This is a genomic window from Pseudomonas sp. 3JA (assembly GCF_036961705.1).
Lineage (GTDB): Bacteria > Pseudomonadota > Gammaproteobacteria > Pseudomonadales > Pseudomonadaceae > Aquipseudomonas > Aquipseudomonas fluorescens_Q.
In genome coordinates this window covers 22,844-40,966 of sequence record NZ_JBAMDJ010000052.1, presented here as the reverse complement: position 1 = coordinate 40,966, position 18,123 = coordinate 22,844, and the positions used below count along the sequence as shown (strand labels likewise).

The window sequence follows — 18,123 nt, the reverse complement described above, 5'->3', positions numbered from 1 at the left end:
ACCCAGGACGAAGCAACCCAGGCCGCCGGTGGCGACGGTGATGCCCGTGGCCGCGACCACGGCGGCGGTCGCCAGGGCGGTGATCGCGATGTTGGCCGCCACCTCCAATACGCCGCCAAGGATGTCGGCCATCATCGAGGTATGGTTGAGTGCATCGCCCAGGCGGGCCGCCCAGAGCGCGTCAGACATGCACGTTGCTCAGGCGGGTAGGGTGGCGGATGATCGTGGGTTCAAGCAATTTGGTGCCTTCCATTGCGCCGGTGTCCTTGTGGGTTACGGCATGCCCATTAATGCCATTTTCAGGCGCTTGATCAGCTTTGGTTTCTTGAGACAATCGGTGGGGCGTAGATCACCTAGCGCGGGCACTTTTTGCTCCATCCACCACAACCCTTCTTCGAGCCCTCTTTTACCATAAAGCACGACGGCCAAATCAAGGTGCTCATCCATGGCCTTGGCCAACGTACGCGCGTTGTCATCGAGATAATCCTCTTCATACAAGCGTACAAAACTTCGCCAACCGTCATCGCCCACGTATTCGTCTTCCAGTCCCATGTTGAAACCTGCCAAAGGAATCAGTGTGTTGCCGGTAGGGTTGTACGTCGACAGCAGCCGGGGCTGCATCATCGTTGTCCGGCATCCATGCGAGCTGACCCACCGCTATCGCGAGCAAGCTCGCTCCCACAAGGGTCAGGGTTGGGTGTCGAACACCAGCGACCCCTTGATCGTCGCCCAATGCGCCGCCTCGGCATCACCCAGCTTCTCGGCTTTCACGTAGCTCAAGGCAAGCATCTTGCGAGTGCCGGGTAGTACCAGTGCGAGCTGATATTGGAAGACCTTTTCGTTGCCCTTGTTGAACTGGCTGCGCAATTCAACGGCTTCGACTTCCTGGTTGGCGCCCACGCGCACGGTGGCGCCCGGTTGGCAGCGCAGTTGCTGGACCTGTTTTTCCAGGCGCTTGAGCTGGTCGTCGAGGTTGCTTTGCAGGGTCTCGCCGTCGGCCAGCAGGCTGCGGCTGACGATCAAGGAGGTGCCCAGTTCGGGGAACTTGAGGATGTTGATCGTCGCGTCCAGCAACTCGCTTGGCGGCAGCTGGAGCTGGAATTCATTGAGGCGATAAGTCATGGCGCAAAAATCTCGAAGTTAGCCCTTGGGGAACGCGGCGCTGATGTTGGCGTCGATGCTGCCCTTGACGCCCTGGCCGTCCGGCGTGGCACCGGGGCCGCCGCCGTTGTTCAGGTGCAGCACGCCGCCAGTGTTGAACTCGGCATCGCCGCTGGCGTAGAAGCTGATCTGCACGCCGCTCAGGTTGATCTGGCCGCTGGCGTTGAGCTCCAGGATGCTTTCACCGCACACCAGGCGCAGGTTCTCGCCCACTTCGATGACGTAGCTCTGGCTGATGCTGTCGGTCTTGCGCTGGCCAACGGAGAGGATGTCCTCCTGCTTGACGATGCGCAGGCGGTTGTTGCCGATGGTCACTGTTTCGTTGTGGCCGATGCTCTTGTTGCGGTCATGGCCCACCGAGTGGCTTTCGTCCACCTCGACCACGATGTCCTGGTTGCGCTCGGCATGGATGTACAGCTGCTCGGCGCCTTTCTTGTCTTCCATGCGGATTTCGTTGAAATTCGCTGGCGTGCCACCCTTGCTCGAACGGCTTTTCATGCCGCTCTGGGTCGCGTTTTCAGGCAGGTCGTAGGGCACGGTCTGTTCCGCGTTGTAAACGCGACCGGTGATGATCGGCCGGTCCGGGTCGCCCTCGAGAAAGCTGACGATCACTTCCTGCCCGATGCGCGGGATCTGCATCGAGCCCCAGTTTTTGCCGGCCCAGGATTGCGACACCCGAATCCAGCATGAGCTGTTTTCGTTGGATTGGTCGTGCCGGTCCCAGTAGAAATGCACCTTCACCCGGCCAAACTGATCGGTCCAGATTTCCTCACCCTTGGGGCCCACGACCAACGCGGTTTGCGGGCCCTTGACGATGGGGCGGTGGGTAGTCGCCAGTGGGCGATAACTCTGCTGGGCGTCGATGCAGGTCAAGCTGCTTTCGAACTGCGCGGTCGGCGCGCCGCCGCCGGTCTCACCACTTTCCTGGGAAAGGTAGTAGCGGGCGCCGACGATCAGGTATTCGCGGTTCTGGTCCTGGCGGCTGAAGCCGGTGAGGCTGAACAGATGCCCCGAGCCCAGGCCCCGGGCGTTGCCGGCCAGTTCCACCTGTTCGTGCAGGCTCTGCAAGGCTTCGATGCGGGTGCGGGCGTAGTGTTCGCCATCGGTGCTTTGCACGTAAGTGCCGGGGTAGTCGTACAGCGGATAGTCGCCAGCCGTGTGTGGGCGCGGCATGGCCGAGCGCACGTCGATACGTGCGCTGGGGCGTTGGAAGTCGTAATCGTTGAGCTCAAGCGAACCGGGCTGGACTTCCTGGGCCAGGTGCCAGTCGTGGATGTGGTCGCGCTCGCGCTGTTGTTCGTTCTTGGGGTAGTAGGGCACCGAGCTGTAGCCGGGTGCCTTGGTGTGGGCGCCGTAGGCATCAGCCAGCACCAGCACATGGCGGCCCTGTTCATGGCGGAAGAAGTAGTAGATGCCTTCCTGCTCCATCAAGCGGCTGACAAAGTCGAAACTGGTCTCGCGATACTGCACGCAGTATTCCCACTCGCGATAAGGTCGGCTCAGGGCGTCTTCGAAATCGGAAAAGCCCAGGTCGCGGAACACTTGCTTGATGATCTGCGGGATGGTCAGGTTCTGGAAAATCCGGCAATCGGAGGTGCGGGTCAACAGCCACAACCACGGCCGAAGCGTGGCTTGGTAACTGGCGAACTGGCCCTGGTCGACGTTCTGGCTGCAACGGGCGACGATGCCATGGAAATAGCGCTCACCACCGCCATCGAGCTGCAGGCTCACGCACATGGGCTTGCCGAGCAGTTGATTCAAGTCGATGGCGTTGTCCAGCGAGTGCAGCTGCAACTCGTAGTTGAACAGCCGCCCCAATTCTTCGCCACCGCCCATATCTTTGAGCAACAGCATCTCAGGTCCGAGGGGGCTGGTGACCTTGGCCAGGCGTGAGGCTTGGTTGAATAGCATCGGTTGTCCTTATCGCTGCCGCAGTCCATTTGACGCTGCGCAAGATTGCCGGCTTTTGACGTTGAAGATCAAGCGATCGCGCCCTTTGATAGCTCGTGCACAGGCATGAAATCGCCAGAGTAGTGACGCTGATCGCATAATGTAGTTCGTTGCTTGAGGCAGAGGAACCCGGTTCTTGATTGTTACCAGGCATTACTTGAATATCTGCTCCTTCGCGCGTCACCTCACGTCCATGGAAAGCGATTACTGTGACCTCTTACCGCATTCAAGAAGCCGATCTCGAAATCCCCGATACCTGGCAGGACCAGAGCATCAATATTTTCAAGCTGCCGGCAGTCGGTCCTGCTAAAGAAGCCAGTTTTGTCATCAGCCGCGATACCACTCAGGGCGATGCTCCTTTTGCCGAGTACGTGGACCGCCAACTCAAAAGCGCGGAGCAGCAACTGCCGGGCTTCAAGCTGGTTCAGCGCTGGGACACCGTACTGCATGGGCACACCGCTACATTGCTGGACTACACCTGGCAACGCGAGGGGCGCGACCTGATGCTGCGCCAGGTGTTCATCGAGCGTAAACCATCCGTGGTGATCACCACTTTGACCACCACACCGAACGATTTCGCCTATCACGAGCCGGCCTGGAAGGTGGCGATGCATTCGTTCAAGCCACAGCCTCCGATCATCTGAGCATCCATACGTCCCACTGAGCAGTCATACACATCAGTCAGGTAGATGCGCGCAATGGATGCACAGGCTGCAGCACGTCTGGGTGACGAAATAGCCCACGGGTTCGGGTTGGCCGCGATGGTCGCCGGAGCCGTGGCCGGTGCCTTGATCGGCGCTGCGGTCGTTGCCGCGACGGTTGCCACGGGCGGCGTGGCCCTGGCGATCATGGCCGGCTCGATTGCGGCTGGCGGCTTGTCGATGTTCCAGATCGTCAAGGGCCTCTCCACAATCTTCAACCTGCCCGAGCCCACCACGGGGGCGTTGATAATGGGCAGCTTCAACGTCTACATCAACAGCCGCAATGCCATGCGGGCGGGTGAAGACACTTCATCTTCCTGCACCGGTCTGCCGATGAACCATCCGATCTGGCCCTTCCCGGTGCTGATCGCCGAAGGCAGCGCCACGGTGTTCATCAACGGCAAACCGGCGGCGCGCTTGCACAGCAAAATGGTCTGCGGTGCCCACATCAAGAGCGGCAGCCCGAATACGTTCATCGGTGGGCCGACGGTGTCGGTGGCGTTTGTCCTGGATCTTGAAGGGTGGATGCACACTGGGCTGGAAGTGTTGGGGTTGTTGGCGGCAGGTGCTGCGCTGGTCATGGCCGCCATGGCGGGTATCGCCGTGCTCGTCGAGTTCGTGGTGGTGGGCGGGCTGATCGTAGGGGGTATGGAGCTTCTCGGTGATTTAGGTGACCGCCTGGGGCCTGGCTATCGGGACCTGCTGCAAGGGGTCGCCGGCATGGCCATGCTGGGGCTGAGCCCGAAAATGGCGAAGGCGGCCAAGCCTGCCGAACTGCCGCCGCCCAAGTACAAGCCTGGCGTGACCGAGGCCGATATCCTGGCCATGCCGAAAGGGTCGCGGCCCGATGCCGACACGTACCTGTCACCGCAGTATGTGAAAGAACACTTGGCCCAGTTCGAGAACGGTGCCTCGCGCTTCACCACCAAGGCCAACCTGGACAAGTACGGCATCGCCCAGCGCGACGGTACGACGTTCCTGATGCCCAAGGCTGAAGCCGATCAATTGATTGCCAATGCCAAGGGCGACAAGCGCGCATTGGAGAAGGCCCTTGGGCTGCCAGAAAATACCCTGGAAAGTAGTACCCTGGTGCGGGTCGATATCCCCGCGCCTAAAGACATGAACCTGCGGATTCCTTCAGGTAACGAGGCCGGCGCCAACGAATTCTGGATCCCTGGCGGCAAGCTGCCGACCGGTGCCAGCGAGGCGGTCATCGATGCCGGGGGCATCTTGCCCAAAGACTTCAGTTGGACGCCATTATGACGGTAGAGGTAGGCAAATCATGAAATTTCAAGATGTTCTGGTCAGTCGCGAACACATGTTCTGCGTGGGTATCGAACAGGATTCGGGTCGATTCTATGTCTCCATACCGGTCAGCAACGGCATGGCCGACTACGAGGAATATTATGAAATCAATCAGGCGACCTTCGAACTGTTCAGGCGTGACCCGGATGCGGCGCTGCCTTTTGTGGCGCGTTGCAGGAAGCGTGAGCTGGACGCGCTATTGATTGTCCAACCGGGAACGAACCGCGGCACCGCCATCTGATCGTCGAAGGGCAGGGGGAACGGTGGGAATTGAATTGAGTGCCTTCGCCAGTCGGGATGTGTTCCTGGACTACGCCTACGAAGCGGTCACTTTCCGTTGGGACCCTCGCACCGGGACCGTATTCAGGAAGGTTTACGGTGCTGCCGAAAGCGAACAATCGGTTCCCGCGGACAACAGGCTGTACAACGACGCCGTCTTGTATGGTCGCGAGATTTCCAAAGAACAATACGCGAAGGGCTTTGATCGCCAATGAGCATTCTGGACGCTGCAATCGCCCTGGCTTCAAGGGTCCACGCGGGCCAGGTGGATAAGGCCGGCAAGCCCTACATCCTCCACCCGTTGCGCCTGATGATGAAGTTCGACGGGCTTGAAGAGCAACTGGTCAGCCTGTTGCACGATGTGGTCGAAGACGGCGATGTCACGCTGGATGAGCTGCGCGGGCTTGGCATTCCCGAGGTTGTGGTGACGGCTATCGACTGCTTGACCAAGCGCAAGGGCGAGTCCTATGAACAATTCGTCGCCCGGATTCGTCCCAATCCACTGGCGACCAAAGTGAAAATAGCGGACATCCACGACAATCTTGACCTCACTCGGTTGCCCGTCGTGCGAGACAAGGACCTGGAACGCGCCGCGAAATATCATCGGGCATTGCGTTACCTGCAAGAGCAATGAATCATGTCGCCGCCGTCTGCTCGTTGAAGGACAACGCGGCAAGACCGGCGCTGCGTTCGCTCTGACCGTGCCCAGCGATCTCTGGTCATCGATAACTCTCCTGTGCAGTCATACAACCAGTAAGTTGGATTTTCGCAATGGATGCACAGGCTGCAGCACGTCTGGGTGATGAAATAGCCCATGGCTTCGGGTTGGCCGCGATGGTTGCCGGTGCCGTGGCCGGTGCCTTGATCGGCGCCGCGGTCGTTGCCGCGACGGTTGCCACGGGCGGCGTGGCCCTGGCGATCATGGCCGGCTCGATCGCGGCCGGCGGCTTGTCGATGTTCCAGATCGTCAAAGGCCTGTCGACCATCTTCAACCTGCCCGAGCCCACCACGGGGGCGTTGATAATGGGCAGCTTCAACGTCTACATCAACAGTCGCAATGCCATGCGGGCGGGTGAAGACACTTCATCTTCCTGCACCGGGCTGCCGATGAACCATCCGATCTGGCCCTTCCCGGTGCTGATCGCCGAAGGCAGCGCCACGGTGTTCATCAACGGCAAACCCGCCGCACGCTTGCACAGCAAAATGGTGTGTGGCGCGCACATCAAGACCGGCAGCCCGAATACGTTCATCGGTGGGCCGACGGTGTCGGTGGCGTTTGTCCTGGATCTTGAAGGCTGGATGCATACCGGGCTGGAAGCGTTGGGAATGTTGGCCATGGGGGGCGCAGCGATTCTCGCGGCCATGGCTGGCGTGGCCGCTCTGGTCGGTTTCGTGGTGATCGGCGGCACGATGATGGCTGGCATGGCGTTGCTGGGGGATCTGGGGGATCGCTTGGGGCCGGGTTACCGGGATCTGCTGCAGGGCGTCGCGGGAATGGCGCTTCTGGGCCTGGGCCCGAAAATGGCAAAAATCGGTACGGCGCCCAAGCCGCGCTCGGTGAGCTTCAAACCGGGCTACACGTCAGAGGATATCGCTGCGATACCCAAGTCAAGCCGGCCCAACCCTGCCGATTACCTTGAGGCCTCCTATATCGACAAGCACCTCAAAGTCTTTCAGGATGAAGGCGGTGCGTTTCTGTTTACCCCCGATGACATTGCCAACCCCATGTATGGCACCTTTAGCGACACTAAGTACGTCATGGCCAAGTCAGACCTGCACGGTGTGGTCGCCGAGTTTAAGAAAACCGGTGATCTTTCGATTCTGGAGACCGCTTTGGGTTATGAACCGGGCAGCTTCACCGGCAAGGAGATTTACATGATGAACCTGGACAATCCCAAGGTTGTCATGCCCTCCGGTAACGAGCGCGGAGCGAACCCGTTATGGCGCCCTGGCGGCCTGACCCATCCCGGCGGTATGCGTGAAGCGGTATTGGATAAGGTGGCCATCCCACACAATAACGACATCAATTTCCTGCTCGCGAACCCGGATGTAGTGAGAATCCAATGAGTGCCAACCTAGATAATGTATTGCTGCTGGCCCTGGCCAATGATGAGCTGGATAAATTCCTCGTAGGCGAGCCGTTCTACTTTCAAGAAGCCAAGAATGATTATGAGGAACCGCAGAACATCGTTGCGGCTTTCGATTTGCTGGTGCTGCGTTATTGGCAACAGACTCGCGATCCCCAGTTCCCTGTGCGCTGGGTGACGGCTTTGCTCAAGATTCTCGCGACCTACCCTGATCGTAATCGGGCAATTTATGTTGCGGCGTCGTGGGTCTGGTACTACCGGTTTTGCCTGAGCAAAAAACAGGCACAACCCGAGGGGCTTTATGCCGACTTGTTCGAGGTTGATATGGGCGCCGTGGCGCTGGCCCTCCAGCGGCAGCTTGAGCTCAACAAGGCTGAGCTTGTCCAGGACACGCGGTGGGCGGGTGGCAGCTGGAACAGCCAGAACGGTCTGTGGGGGCCGTTGATGCGGACCGCCCTTGTCGTTCGGGATAAGCTGGGCGGCCCTGACTTCGTACCGGCTAATCTCTGAGTGGTTAATGATGTGCTGAGGGCCTATGTGGCAACAGCGGACGGTGATTTGATCCATGTTCGAATCATCGATAAAGCGCTGGACTCACCCCTGCGCGTTATCGGGTTTTCGAATGCGCCAGAGAAAGATATCTACGTTTTGCAGGTCGCGGACAACACGCAGAAGGCAAAGGTATTCGATGCACTCCGTTCATTGGGCGTGGCCTTTTCGGCGGGCAAGGAATGGTGCCCCTCCGAAGTTTTTGAATATCTTCGTGACGAGCAATTGCTGAGCGGCAAGTACTTGCGCGTCGCGTGGACGCAGCCCGGTCAATACCGGCTTACGAACGAGTGAAATTTCAAGATGCCTGGGTCCACCGGGCACACAGGTTCTGCGTGGGTGGTAACGATGAACCCGTGGCGAGGGAGCTTGCTCCCGCTTGAGTGCGAAGCGCTCACAAAAAGGGGCGGCTACGCAGCCCAGCGGGAGCAAGCTCCCTCGCCACGGTTATTCCGGCCATGAACCTCAGTGCTTGGCCTTTGCCGGGAAAAAAGCTTTCACCGCCGCGTCGATCACACCCTTGATGCCCTTGCCCTTGGCATCCACTTCGCTTGCTCCACCGGAGTTGAGGTCCAAGCGGCCGCCGGTGTCGATGTTGCCATTGCCACTGGCGTAGATATTGAACGCAGTGCCCGAGATATTGATCTCGCCACTGGCATTGAACTCCAGCACGCTTTTGCCGCACACCAATCGAATCTGCGAACCCGCCTCCACGAGGTATTGGGTGCTGATGCTGTCGCTCTTGGCTCCACCGACAAGCAATGCGTCGTTGCGCTGTACTGCCCGCAGTCGGTCTTGGCCAATCCGTACGGTTTCGTTGTGGCCGATGCTTTTGTTGCGGTCGTGGCCCACCGAATGGCTTTCATCCACCTCGACCACGATGTCCTGGTTGCGCTCGGCATGGATGTACAGCTGCTCGGCGCCTTTCTTGTCTTCCATGCGGATTTCGTTGAAATTCGCTGGCGTGCCGCCTTTGCTCGAACGGCTTTTGGTGCCGCTCTGAGTGGCATTGGCAGGCAACGCATAGGGCACCGTCTGTTCGGCGTTATACACGCGACCGGTGACGATCGGCCGGTCCGGGTCGCCTTCGAGGAAGCTGACGATCACTTCCTGGCCGATGCGCGGGATCTGCACCGAGCCCCAATTCTTGCCGGCCCAGGCCTGCGACACACGAATCCAGCATGAGCTGTTTTCGTTGGACTGGTCGTGCCGGTCCCAGTAGAAATGCACCTTCACCCGGCCAAACTGATCGGTCCAGATTTCCTCGCCCTTGGGGCCCACGACCAACGCGGTCTGCGGGCCCTTGACGATGGGTCGATGGGTGATCGGTAGCGGACGGTAACTTTGCTGGGCGTCGATGCAGGTCAGGCTGCTTTCGAACTGGGCCGACGGCGCGCCGCCGCCGGTCTCGCCGCTTTCCTGGGAAATGTAATAGCGGGCACCGACGATCAGGTATTCGCGGTTCTGGTCCTGGCGGCTGAAGCCGGTGAGGCTGAACAGATGCCCCGAGCCCAGGCCACGAGCGTTACCCGATAACTCGACCTGTTCGTGCTGGGTCTGCAAGGCTTCGATGCGGGTACGGGCGTAGTGCTCGCCGTCCTGGCTCTGCACATAGGTGCCGGGGTAGTCGTAGAGCGGATAGTCGCCGGCCGCGTGGGGGCGAGGCATGGCCGCACGCACGTCGATGTGCGCACTCGGGCGCTGGAAATCGTAGTCGTTGAGTTCCAGCGAGCCCGGCTGGACTTCCTGGGCCAGGTGCCAGTCGTGAATATGATCCCGCTCGCGCTGCTGCTCGTTCTTTGGGTAGTAGGGCACCGAGCCGTAGCCGGGCGCCTTGGTGTGGGCGCCGTAGGCGTCGGCCAGCACCAGCACATGCCGGCCCTGCTCGTGGCGGAAGAAGTAGTAGATCCCTTCTTGCTCCATCAGCCGGCTGACAAAGTCGAAACTGGTCTCGCGATACTGCACGCAGTATTCCCACTCGCGATACGTCTGGCTCAAGGCGTCTTCGAAATCGGAAAAGCCCAAATCACGGAACACCTGCTTGATGATCTGCGGGATGGTCAGGTTCTGGAAAATCCGGCAATCGGAGGTGCGGGTCAGCAGCCACAACCACGGCCGCAACGTCGCCTGATAACTGGCGAACTGGCCTTGGTCGACGTTCTGGCTGCAACGGGCGACGATGCCATGGAAGTAGCGCTCGCCACCGCCGTCCAGTTGCAGGCTCACGCACATGGGCTTGCCGAGCAGCTGATTCAAGTCGATGGCGTTGTCCAGCGAGTGCAGCTGCAACTCGTAGTTGAACAGCCGCCCTAATTCTTCACCGCCGCCCATGTCCTTGAGCAACAGCACCTCAGGTCCGAGGGGGCTGGTGACCTTGGCCAGGCGTGAGGCTTGGTTGAATAACATCGGTTATCTCATTGTGATAATGGCTGCGGCGCTGATTGGAACAACTGTGGGAGCGAGCTTGCTCGCGATGGCGGTATGTCAGTCAACATGGATGTTGAATGTGACTGCGCTATCGCGAGCAAGCTCGCTCCCACAGGGTTTTGCAGTGTTCCTTACCGTCAGGCCGCGTCGCTGAAGTCGTACTGCAATTCGTTATCCACCGCGCTGATCCGCACGCCGGCCAAGGCCTTGCCTTCGAGCATGCGGGTCAGGAACTCGCGGCTCATGTCCGGCAGCAGGCTGTTGGTCAGGATGGTGTCGATCATGCGTCCGCCGCTTTCGGTTTCGGTGCAGCGCGAGACGATCAAATCGATCACCGCGTCGTCGTAGTCGAAGGCGACTTTGTGGGTGCTCTCCACGCGCTTCTTGATGCGGTTGAGTTGCAGGCGGGTGATGGCCTTGAGCATTTCGTCGCTGAGCGGGTAGTACGGGATCGTCACCAGGCGGCCCAGCAAGGCTGGCGGGAAAATCTCCAGCAGCGGTTGGCGCAGGGCCTTGGCGATTTCTTCCGGCTCCGGCACGTTCTGCGGGTCTTTGCAGACGTCGGCAATCAGCTCGGTGCCGGCGTTGGTGGTCAGCAGGATCAAGGTGTTCTTGAAGTCGATCACCCGGCCTTCGCCGTCCTCCATCACGCCTTTGTCGAACACCTGGAAGAAGATTTCATGCACGTCGGGGTGGGCTTTTTCCACCTCGTCCAGCAGCACCACGCTGTACGGTTTGCGCCGCACGGCTTCGGTCAACACGCCGCCTTCGCCGTAGCCGATGTAACCCGGTGGCGCACCCTTGAGGGTGGACACGGTGTGGGCTTCCTGGAACTCGCTCATGTTGATGGTGATGACGTTCTGCTCGCCGCCATACATGGCTTCGGCCAGGGCCAGGGCGGTTTCGGTCTTGCCCACGCCGGAGGTGCCGGCGAGCATGAACACGCCAATCGGCTTGCTCGGGTTGTCGAGGCCGGCGCGGGAGGTCTGGATGCGCTTGGCGATCATCTGCAGGGCATGGTCCTGGCCGATGATGCGTTTCTTCAGGTGCTGGTCGAGGTTGAGCACGGTTTCCAGTTCGTTGCGGGCCATGCGGCCCACCGGGATACCGGTCCAGTCGGCGACCACCGAGGCCACGGCCTGGTAATCCACGGTCGGCAGGATCAGCGGGGTTTCGCCTTGCAGGGCGGTCAGGCGCTGTTGCAGGTCCACCAGTTTCTCGCGCAGGGCGTGGCTTTCGTTGTCGGCAGCTTCGCTGGCGTCTTCGCTGTCCACCACGCCGACGCGTTCGCGCAAGGTGGCGCGGGTGGCGAGCAGCTCGTCCACCAGGGTTTTCTCTTCGGCCCAGCGGCTTTCCAGCTCGGCCAGGCGTTCGCGCTCGGCGCTCAGCAGGCTTTCGGTCTGGGTCTGGCGAGTGCCGATGACCACGCCGATGGCGTGTTCACGGGCGATGATTTGCAGCTCGGTTTCCAGCGCTTCGATGCGCCGACGGCTGTCGTCCACTTCGGCCGGCACGGCGTGCAGGCTGATGGCGACGCGGGCGCAAGCGGTGTCCAGCAGGCTCACGGATTTGTCCGGCAGCTGGCGCGCGGGAATGTAGCGGTGAGACAGCTTGACCGAGGCTTCCAGGGCTTCGTCGAGGATCTGCACCTGGTGGTGTTTTTCCATGGTCGAAGCCACGCCGCGCATCATCAGCAGGGCTTTGTCTTCCGACGGCTCGGCCACTTGCACCACTTGGAAACGGCGGGTCAGGGCCGGGTCTTTCTCGATGTGCTTCTTGTACTCGGCCCAGGTGGTGGCCGCCACGGTACGCAAGGTGCCACGGGCCAACGCCGGCTTGAGCAGGTTAGCCGCGTCGCCCGTGCCGGCGGCGCCACCGGCACCCACCAGGGTGTGGGCTTCGTCGATGAACAGGATGATCGGCTTGGGCGAGGCCTGGACGTCTTCGATGACCTGGCGCAGGCGCTGTTCGAACTCGCCTTTCATGCTCGCGCCGGCCTGCAACAGGCCGACGTCGAGGCTGCGCAGTTCCACGTCCTTGAGGGCTGGCGGCACGTCGCCGGCGACGATGCGCAGGGCAAAGCCTTCGACCACGGCGGTCTTGCCCACACCGGCTTCACCGGTGAGGATCGGGTTGTTCTGTCGGCGGCGCATGAGGATGTCCACCAGTTGGCGGATCTCTTCGTCACGGCCGACGATCGGGTCGAGCTTGCCGCTGCGGGCCTGCTCGGTAAGGTCGACGGTGAAGCGCTTGAGGGCTTCCTGTTTGCCCATGGCGCTGGGGGCCATGGCGCCGCTGGCTTCGCCCGGCACGGCACCGGCATTGAAACCGTCGCTGGCGGTCAGGGCGTTTTCCGGCGAGTCGCCGACGTATTCATCAAAGCGCTCGCTCAGGGCTTCGACCTTGACCTTGTCGAACTCCGACGACAGCCCCAGCAACGCGTGGCGCAGGCTCGGCGTCTTGAGGATGCCCAGCACCAGGTAACCGGTGCGCACCTGGCTTTCGCCGAACATCAGGCTGCCGTAGACCCAGCCGCGCTCCACAGCCTCTTCGACGTGGGACGACAGGTCGGTGATCGACGTCGAACCCCGTGGCAGACGGTCGAGGGCTTCGGTGAGGTCACGGGCCAGGCGCGCCGGCTCGATGTTGAACTGGCGGATGATGCGGTGCAGGTCCGAGTCCTGCAGTTGCAACAACTGGTGAAACCAGTGGGCCAATTCCACATAAGGGTTACCGCGCAACTTGCAGAACACGGTGGCGGCTTCGATGGCTTTGTAGGCCACGCTGTTGAGTTTGCCGAACAACGCGGCGCGACTGATTTCACCCATGCTCATGGCTCCTTGAGGTCTGTGAGGTGTTGGCCTGTTCGGCGTAATGCCGGGCCAGTATTAGATCGTTGGCATCGGTTTCGGGGCGACCCAGCCAGGTATTGAAGCCCAGGCGGAAGCGACCATTGAGTTGCAGTGCCGGGACTTCGGGTTGTGCCAGGACCAGGTTCAGGTCCCAGTCCAATTCATGCCCCAGGTATTCGGCGACCCAGGCCACCAGCTCGTTGAACGGTTGGCTGCCGGGCAGCATGCCCATGTAGTCAACGAGCTTGAGTGGCCCCAGGCGAATGCGGAATTTGTGTTGGCGATCCCACACGAAGCGGCCCAGGCAGAAGTCCAGGCCCAATTGATGAGCGCTGACCCCGACGCGGCTGCGTTCGGGCAATTCCAGCCATTGGCCGACGTATTCTTCGATCTCCACCGGCAGGCCGAAGTACTCGCTGAGGATTGCCTTCAAGCCGTCCGGGTAGCGGGTTTGCGCCGACAGGTGGCCGCTGTAGTGCAGCTTCGCCGTGTCGGGGATCAGCCCTTGTTTGAGCAGGCTCGGCATGCCCCGACCGCTGAGGGCGGCCAGGCGCGCCGACCAGTAGTCGTCGTCCGGGCGGTCGTGGCTGACGGTCGGCCGCGCTTCGGCCCAGGCCCGATAAAACAGGCTGAGCAGGCGATGGTGGAACACATCGAGGAAGCGCTTGCTGGTGCTGTCGGCGTTGTTGCGCTGGCGTTCGCGCACGTATTCGGTGATGTGCAGCGGCATCGGGCCGTTGGGCCCGCCGAGGCCGAAGAAGAACTGCTCCAGGCGCGCCGGCGTACCGTCGCCGCCCGGTTGCACCGAGGCCAAGGTGGCCGGGGCGAAGGTGCAGTCGGCCTGCTGGCCGAGGCGCAGCGGGTCATCGGCCAGGCGCAGAGAATGGCCCAGGCGCGGCAGCTCGGGGGATTCGCACTCGATGCGCCGTAGCGCCTGGAAGAAGTCGTATTCCCAGGGCTCCTGGTGCATCGCCTCCAGGGTACTCACAGGGTCGGACGACGTCCGGGCTTGGCTTTCCATCGCATGATCTCGCCGCGTTCGGTGGTACGGATCACCGTCTCGGTAAAACTGTTGATCGACACGTAGCGTGCCAGGAAGCGCTCGAACACGGCGCCGAGCAGGAACACTCCGGTGCCGCGAAACGCGTTTTCATCGAATTCCAGGGTGATCTCCAGGCCCCGACCAAACACGATCGGGCCGGGCATCGGCAAGCGCCGGGTGCAGGCTTTGCTGCTGACTTCGCGCAGGCCTTCGATCTGCAATTGCAGCGCCGCATCGTTGCTGTCGCCGTACAGGCGCAGCAGTTCGCGCAGGGCAGCGGCGCCTTGGCCTTGTTCGCTGAGGGACAGGTAATTCAGCGAGAGCTGGCTGATCAGGCGCCAGGCCTTGGCATCGTGGGCATGGCTGGCCCGTGGGCGACTGGGACCTGCCACGCAACGCACGGCGCCAACCGGCGCACTGTCGGCCAGGGTGAAGTCGGTCTTGCCGTTGCCCACGCTCATGAACAGCGGCAGGTCGCGGTTGGTGCACAGCGCGGTCACGCCCAGTTGGCGCAGGTCGTGGCGATAAGGCGCTTGCTGGCTGTCCACCAGGCTGACGAAGGTTTCGCTGCCGATGTAGGTCGAGCGTGGGCCGTTGCGCCGCTGGTCGCTGGACAGCACACGGGGTTCGCGCCGCACCGTGTAATAGGCCTGGTCGCGGCCATAACGGGACGGATCGCGCACGGCGTAGAACGGCAGGAACGGCTGCTCCGGCCCGGTGCCGTGGCCGGTGAGGCCGTTGAGCGAGTGCACTTCGAAATCCATCGGCCGGGTACGGTCGGCGATCACGTGGTGTTCGTTGACCCGATCCGACAAGTGAATACGATCCAGGCGCTTGGGGAACAGGTTGATGGCCGGGGTGCAGAACGGCAGGAACTGCGAAGCGCCGACGCTGCCTTCCAGGCTCGGATCGTGCCGGTCGAACAGCACGATCAGCTCCAGTTCCTGGCCGTCGCAACGCTTGACCGCGCGGCTCAACTGGGTGAAGTCGACAAACAGGAAACGGTGGGGCAGGGCGAAGTATTCCTGCAACAGGCGATAGCCCTGGAAGGCTCGCGGCACCACCGGCAGCGCGGCGTCGGCATCGTCGAAGCCGCGCGAGCGCAATGCATCCTGCGGCAGGCGTTCCACCCAGTCGCCGCCGGGCTTGCGGGCGAACACCGCGCAGGCATTGCCCAGCAGTTGTTCGTAGAGGCGGAAAGGCTGTTCGTCGGCACCGCTCAAGTACAGCGGCAGGTTGTCCAGGGCCAGGCTGTTGAACGGCAGTTCGGCGCCGGTGCGCAGTGTGAGGCGCAGGCCGGCCTTGGCTTTCGGCTCGCTGGCGGCCAGGCGTCCGAGCACGGCGGAGGGGTTGCCGAAGTACTCGGCCTGGCTGACCTGCAACGGCCACAACGTCACCGCGTGGGCGGTGCGGTACTCGCAGCAGGTCTGGGTTTCACGCCCCAGGGCGGCACGCAGGACGGTATCGCGCGGCAGCGGGAAGCCACTGCTCAGCGAGCCTTCGTCCGGGTCGGCCTGCAATTGCACCACGGTCATCGACGGTGTCGGCGCCAGGTAATGCGGGTAGGCGATTTCCAGCAGGTTGTGGGTGAAGGTCGGGTACTCGGCGTCGAGCTTGAGCTGCACCCGCGCCGTCAGGTAGGCGAAGCCTTCCAGCAGGCGCTCGACATAGGGGTCGGCGCAGTCCATGCCGGACAAGGTCAGCCGACTGGCGATCTTCGGGTATTCCTTGGCGAACTCCGCGGCGCTTTCGCGCACGTGGTGCAGTTCCTGGTTGTACAGCTCCAGCAGGCGTGGGTTCATGAGCGTCTCCGCTGGTCGGCGTTGACCACCCGCACATGACCGGTTTCCAGGTCCAGGTCGGTTTGCAGCATCAGGCGCAGTGGCACCGGCTGGGCCCAGAGATCGCCTTCGATTTCGAAACTCAAGGCGTTGTGGTTCATCTCCGCCGTCGCCCGGGCGCGCACGCGCAGGGTGTGGCGCAGGATGCGCGGTTCGAAGGTGGCAATGGCCTGGTGGATCAAGGTTTCCAGGGCCGAGACATCGACGTTCGACGCGCTGTTGCCGGCCAGCGCCGGCAGGCCGAAATTCACCACCGAGGTGCCCGCCGGGGTGTGCAGCGTGGCATCGGCGTCGAGCAATGAGGTGGTGTTGAGCAGCCACGCCAGGTCACGCAGCACCGACGCTTTCAATTGGGTCAGGGACAGCACGCGTTTGTCGGCGCTTTCCTTGGGATTGGTTGGATCGTCGTCGGTCAACCGGTCCAATAGGGAGGGTTGGAGGCGATCGCGGGTGGCGATTTCGGTTACCACGTGAATGGCGCTACGTACATTTTCTGGTCCCAGTGGCTAGGCCCGCAGGCGGCGAACTGACTGACGTCCGCGACTTCCATTGTTCCCTTTATCTGGCGCACCGCCTGGAGTTTGGTCAGGCAGTCGCGGCTGGGCGCGGGCATGTGTTCGCTGCGTTCAACGGCGAAGATCGGAACCTGGTTGAAGATCTCCACTCGCAATTGCTTGTCCGGACCCAAGCTGAACTGGCAAGGCCATTCCATATCGAGCGGCAGCCGGCTCTGGTCAGGTTTGACAAGCGTGCAGCGACCTTGATCGTTGGTCAGGCTCACCGGCTGCCCGACGAACATTGCCTGGGTCGGCGCCGCCGTGGCGGCTGTGTCCTGTCCGGCGCATGCACTCAGGCTGACGAGGCTTGCGGTCAGCGCTGAAAAGAACAAGGGACTGCGCATCACACAAGCTCCCAGAACCAAATGGCTTTTGAACGCGAGAATAGGTCGCCGCTTTTGGTCAAACCGCGATTCCACAGGTCGATATGGTCCCCGGTAGGGCGGCCGGCAGTGTCGCTACTTTGCTGGTAGCAGTCTTTGAAAAAAATGATTCCGGTCTTGCCCAGCAGCGCCGTGCGGTCTGTCACGCTGTTGGTATAGATTTTCGGCGGACCGAGGCGGTTCTTCTTCCATAACCAATTTGCCAATGACTCCGCGCCGCGGGCATGCCCATGGGCGCACCGAGGATCCAGCGTATAAGTCGATGAATTGACCGGCAGGGTCTTTTCCCCGCACAAGGCGATGCTCATCCGGATGGCACACTGGTTGATGTAAGGACCATCGCAGGCCGGATTGGCGGACGGGTAGGGCGGGTAGCTGTTCCACAAATTGATAAACGAAGGCTTGGCCATGACTCAGATACCACGTGGGAAAGGATTGGATTCGAGCAAGCACCAAACACCCCCGGCGCGTGGCACCGGGGGCGTGTTCGATTACACCTTGACGTTCTGACGGATGTTCCAGCCGAACTTGACCGGGCCGCCTTCCTTGGTGCCGTCGGCTTTCTGTGGCTGGTAGTCCACCAGCACCTTGGCGAAGTTCAGGGTGACGTTTTCGGTCAGGCGATCATCGCCGCCCGAGCCGCCGGTGCTCAGGGACGTAACCAGCACTTCTTCCAGGTTGATGATCATGTACTCGACCTGGCTTTCACCGCCGGCCTTGCGCACGGTCAGCTTGACCTTGTCGATGTGCTTGCCGCTGGCGCAGTGCATCATCAGGTTCGGCGACGCCTTGTCGACGTACTTGGTCAGGGACAGGTCCTGGACGTTGACCTTGCCCGCACCACCGCCGCTGCCCACGTGCATGTTGCCGGACTGGGACATGCCCCAGCTCCAGTTCAGGACGTCGATCTCGTCCTTGTGGGCCTTGTCCATGGACTCGCCCTTGATGTCGCCGATCTTGATGAAAATATCAACAGCCATGTTTTCTCC

General features: G+C 61.5%; 20 protein-coding genes. 8 read left to right on the top strand and 12 right to left on the bottom strand.

The features are described from left to right. The 4 genes from V7773_RS27300 to V7773_RS27285 all read right to left on the bottom strand — a co-directional run. Positions 1-189: hypothetical protein (locus V7773_RS27300; protein ID WP_336076192.1), on the bottom strand; the 189-nt coding region annotated here is incomplete at its 3' end. Positions 190-273: 84 nt separating this feature from the next. Beyond that, a complete protein-coding gene (locus V7773_RS27295) occupies positions 274-624 on the bottom strand; it encodes a hypothetical protein (RefSeq protein WP_256572063.1) in 351 nt (116 codons plus the stop codon). Positions 625-687: 63 nt separating this feature from the next. After that, entirely contained in the window at positions 688-1,122 is a 435-nt protein-coding gene (locus V7773_RS27290) for a DcrB-related protein (protein WP_336076191.1), read from the bottom strand. An 18-nt stretch (positions 1,123-1,140) separates the two neighbouring features. Further along, positions 1,141-3,072: a type VI secretion system Vgr family protein gene (locus V7773_RS27285; protein WP_336076190.1), complete on the bottom strand. Its 1,932-nt coding sequence runs from the start codon at positions 3,070-3,072 to the stop codon at positions 1,141-1,143. A gap of 248 nt (positions 3,073-3,320) precedes the next feature. On the opposite strand from V7773_RS27285, the gene V7773_RS27280 reads away from it, so the two are divergent. From V7773_RS27280 to V7773_RS27245, 8 genes are all read left to right on the top strand, one after another. Then, complete coding sequence (locus V7773_RS27280) at positions 3,321-3,755, top strand: DcrB-related protein (protein WP_063323759.1); 435 nt, start codon at positions 3,321-3,323, stop codon at positions 3,753-3,755. A 54-nt stretch (positions 3,756-3,809) separates the two neighbouring features. Then, on the top strand, positions 3,810-5,075 hold the full coding sequence (locus tag V7773_RS27275; protein ID WP_063323760.1) for a PAAR domain-containing protein: 1,266 nt from the start codon (positions 3,810-3,812) through the stop codon (positions 5,073-5,075). Positions 5,076-5,094: 19 nt separating this feature from the next. Next, entirely contained in the window at positions 5,095-5,358 is a 264-nt protein-coding gene (locus V7773_RS27270) for a hypothetical protein (protein ID WP_336076189.1), read from the top strand. 22 nt (positions 5,359-5,380) lie between these two features. Continuing rightward, entirely contained in the window at positions 5,381-5,611 is a 231-nt protein-coding gene (locus tag V7773_RS27265) for a hypothetical protein (protein WP_336076188.1), read from the top strand. Next, positions 5,608-6,030: a GTP pyrophosphokinase gene (locus V7773_RS27260; protein WP_336076187.1), complete on the top strand. Its 423-nt coding sequence runs from the start codon at positions 5,608-5,610 to the stop codon at positions 6,028-6,030. Before V7773_RS27265 ends, V7773_RS27260 begins: the two co-directional genes overlap by 4 nt. Before the next feature lie 137 nt (positions 6,031-6,167). After that, complete coding sequence (locus V7773_RS27255; protein WP_092221228.1) at positions 6,168-7,463, top strand: PAAR domain-containing protein; 1,296 nt, start codon at positions 6,168-6,170, stop codon at positions 7,461-7,463. Then, the gene (locus V7773_RS27250) at positions 7,460-7,993 is read left to right on the top strand and encodes a hypothetical protein (protein WP_063323765.1); all 534 of its coding nucleotides are present in this window, start codon (positions 7,460-7,462) and stop codon (positions 7,991-7,993) included. Before V7773_RS27255 ends, V7773_RS27250 begins: the two co-directional genes overlap by 4 nt. After that, entirely contained in the window at positions 7,994-8,326 is a 333-nt protein-coding gene (locus tag V7773_RS27245; RefSeq protein ID WP_336076186.1) for a hypothetical protein, read from the top strand. 171 nt (positions 8,327-8,497) lie between these two features. Here V7773_RS27245 and V7773_RS27240 read toward each other — a convergent pair whose 3' ends face one another. The 8 genes from V7773_RS27240 to V7773_RS27205 form a co-directional block, all read right to left on the bottom strand. Beyond that, complete coding sequence (locus V7773_RS27240; protein ID WP_336076185.1) at positions 8,498-10,438, bottom strand: type VI secretion system Vgr family protein; 1,941 nt, start codon at positions 10,436-10,438, stop codon at positions 8,498-8,500. 158 nt (positions 10,439-10,596) lie between these two features. Further along, entirely contained in the window at positions 10,597-13,287 is a 2,691-nt protein-coding gene (gene tssH, locus V7773_RS27235) for a type VI secretion system ATPase TssH (protein ID WP_092148352.1), read from the bottom strand. Further along, positions 13,280-14,332, bottom strand: a complete 1,053-nt coding sequence (tssG, locus tag V7773_RS27230) for a type VI secretion system baseplate subunit TssG (RefSeq protein ID WP_336076184.1) — start codon at positions 14,330-14,332, stop codon at positions 13,280-13,282. Before tssG ends, tssH begins: the two co-directional genes overlap by 8 nt. Continuing rightward, entirely contained in the window at positions 14,296-16,155 is a 1,860-nt protein-coding gene (gene tssF / locus V7773_RS27225; RefSeq protein ID WP_003206936.1) for a type VI secretion system baseplate subunit TssF, read from the bottom strand. Before tssF ends, tssG begins: the two co-directional genes overlap by 37 nt. Next, positions 16,152-16,664 carry a type VI secretion system baseplate subunit TssE gene (tssE, locus tag V7773_RS27220; RefSeq protein WP_058542707.1) on the bottom strand — a complete coding sequence of 171 codons (513 nt, stop codon included), beginning with the start codon at positions 16,662-16,664 and terminating at the stop codon, positions 16,152-16,154. The genes tssF and tssE overlap by 4 nt, the downstream gene beginning before the upstream one ends. Continuing rightward, entirely contained in the window at positions 16,658-17,095 is a 438-nt protein-coding gene (locus V7773_RS27215; RefSeq protein ID WP_072407500.1) for a hypothetical protein, read from the bottom strand. Before V7773_RS27215 ends, tssE begins: the two co-directional genes overlap by 7 nt. Continuing rightward, complete coding sequence (locus V7773_RS27210; RefSeq protein WP_003177227.1) at positions 17,095-17,544, bottom strand: type VI secretion system amidase effector protein Tae4; 450 nt, start codon at positions 17,542-17,544, stop codon at positions 17,095-17,097. Before V7773_RS27210 ends, V7773_RS27215 begins: the two co-directional genes overlap by 1 nt. Before the next feature lie 81 nt (positions 17,545-17,625). Beyond that, positions 17,626-18,114 carry an Hcp family type VI secretion system effector gene (locus tag V7773_RS27205; RefSeq protein ID WP_003206927.1) on the bottom strand — a complete coding sequence of 163 codons (489 nt, stop codon included), beginning with the start codon at positions 18,112-18,114 and terminating at the stop codon, positions 17,626-17,628. Positions 18,115-18,123: the final 9 nt, after the last annotated feature.

Coding starts and splice junctions, on each gene's coding strand:
- V7773_RS27295 (WP_256572063.1), bottom strand. CDS start 624: ATGATGCAGCCCCGGCTGCTGTCGACGTACAACCCTACCGGCAACACA.
- V7773_RS27290 (WP_336076191.1), bottom strand. CDS start 1,122: ATGACTTATCGCCTCAATGAATTCCAGCTCCAGCTGCCGCCAAGCGAG.
- V7773_RS27285 (WP_336076190.1), bottom strand. CDS start 3,072: ATGCTATTCAACCAAGCCTCACGCCTGGCCAAGGTCACCAGCCCCCTC.
- V7773_RS27275 (WP_063323760.1), top strand. CDS start 3,810: ATGGATGCACAGGCTGCAGCACGTCTGGGTGACGAAATAGCCCACGGG.
- V7773_RS27270 (WP_336076189.1), top strand. CDS start 5,095: ATGAAATTTCAAGATGTTCTGGTCAGTCGCGAACACATGTTCTGCGTG.
- V7773_RS27260 (WP_336076187.1), top strand. CDS start 5,608: ATGAGCATTCTGGACGCTGCAATCGCCCTGGCTTCAAGGGTCCACGCG.
- V7773_RS27255 (WP_092221228.1), top strand. CDS start 6,168: ATGGATGCACAGGCTGCAGCACGTCTGGGTGATGAAATAGCCCATGGC.
- V7773_RS27250 (WP_063323765.1), top strand. CDS start 7,460: ATGAGTGCCAACCTAGATAATGTATTGCTGCTGGCCCTGGCCAATGAT.
- V7773_RS27240 (WP_336076185.1), bottom strand. CDS start 10,438: ATGTTATTCAACCAAGCCTCACGCCTGGCCAAGGTCACCAGCCCCCTC.
- tssH (WP_092148352.1), bottom strand. CDS start 13,287: ATGGGTGAAATCAGTCGCGCCGCGTTGTTCGGCAAACTCAACAGCGTG.
- tssG (WP_336076184.1), bottom strand. CDS start 14,332: ATGGAAAGCCAAGCCCGGACGTCGTCCGACCCTGTGAGTACCCTGGAG.
- tssF (WP_003206936.1), bottom strand. CDS start 16,155: ATGAACCCACGCCTGCTGGAGCTGTACAACCAGGAACTGCACCACGTG.
- V7773_RS27215 (WP_072407500.1), bottom strand. CDS start 17,095: ATGCGCAGTCCCTTGTTCTTTTCAGCGCTGACCGCAAGCCTCGTCAGC.
- V7773_RS27210 (WP_003177227.1), bottom strand. CDS start 17,544: ATGGCCAAGCCTTCGTTTATCAATTTGTGGAACAGCTACCCGCCCTAC.
- V7773_RS27205 (WP_003206927.1), bottom strand. CDS start 18,114: ATGGCTGTTGATATTTTCATCAAGATCGGCGACATCAAGGGCGAGTCC.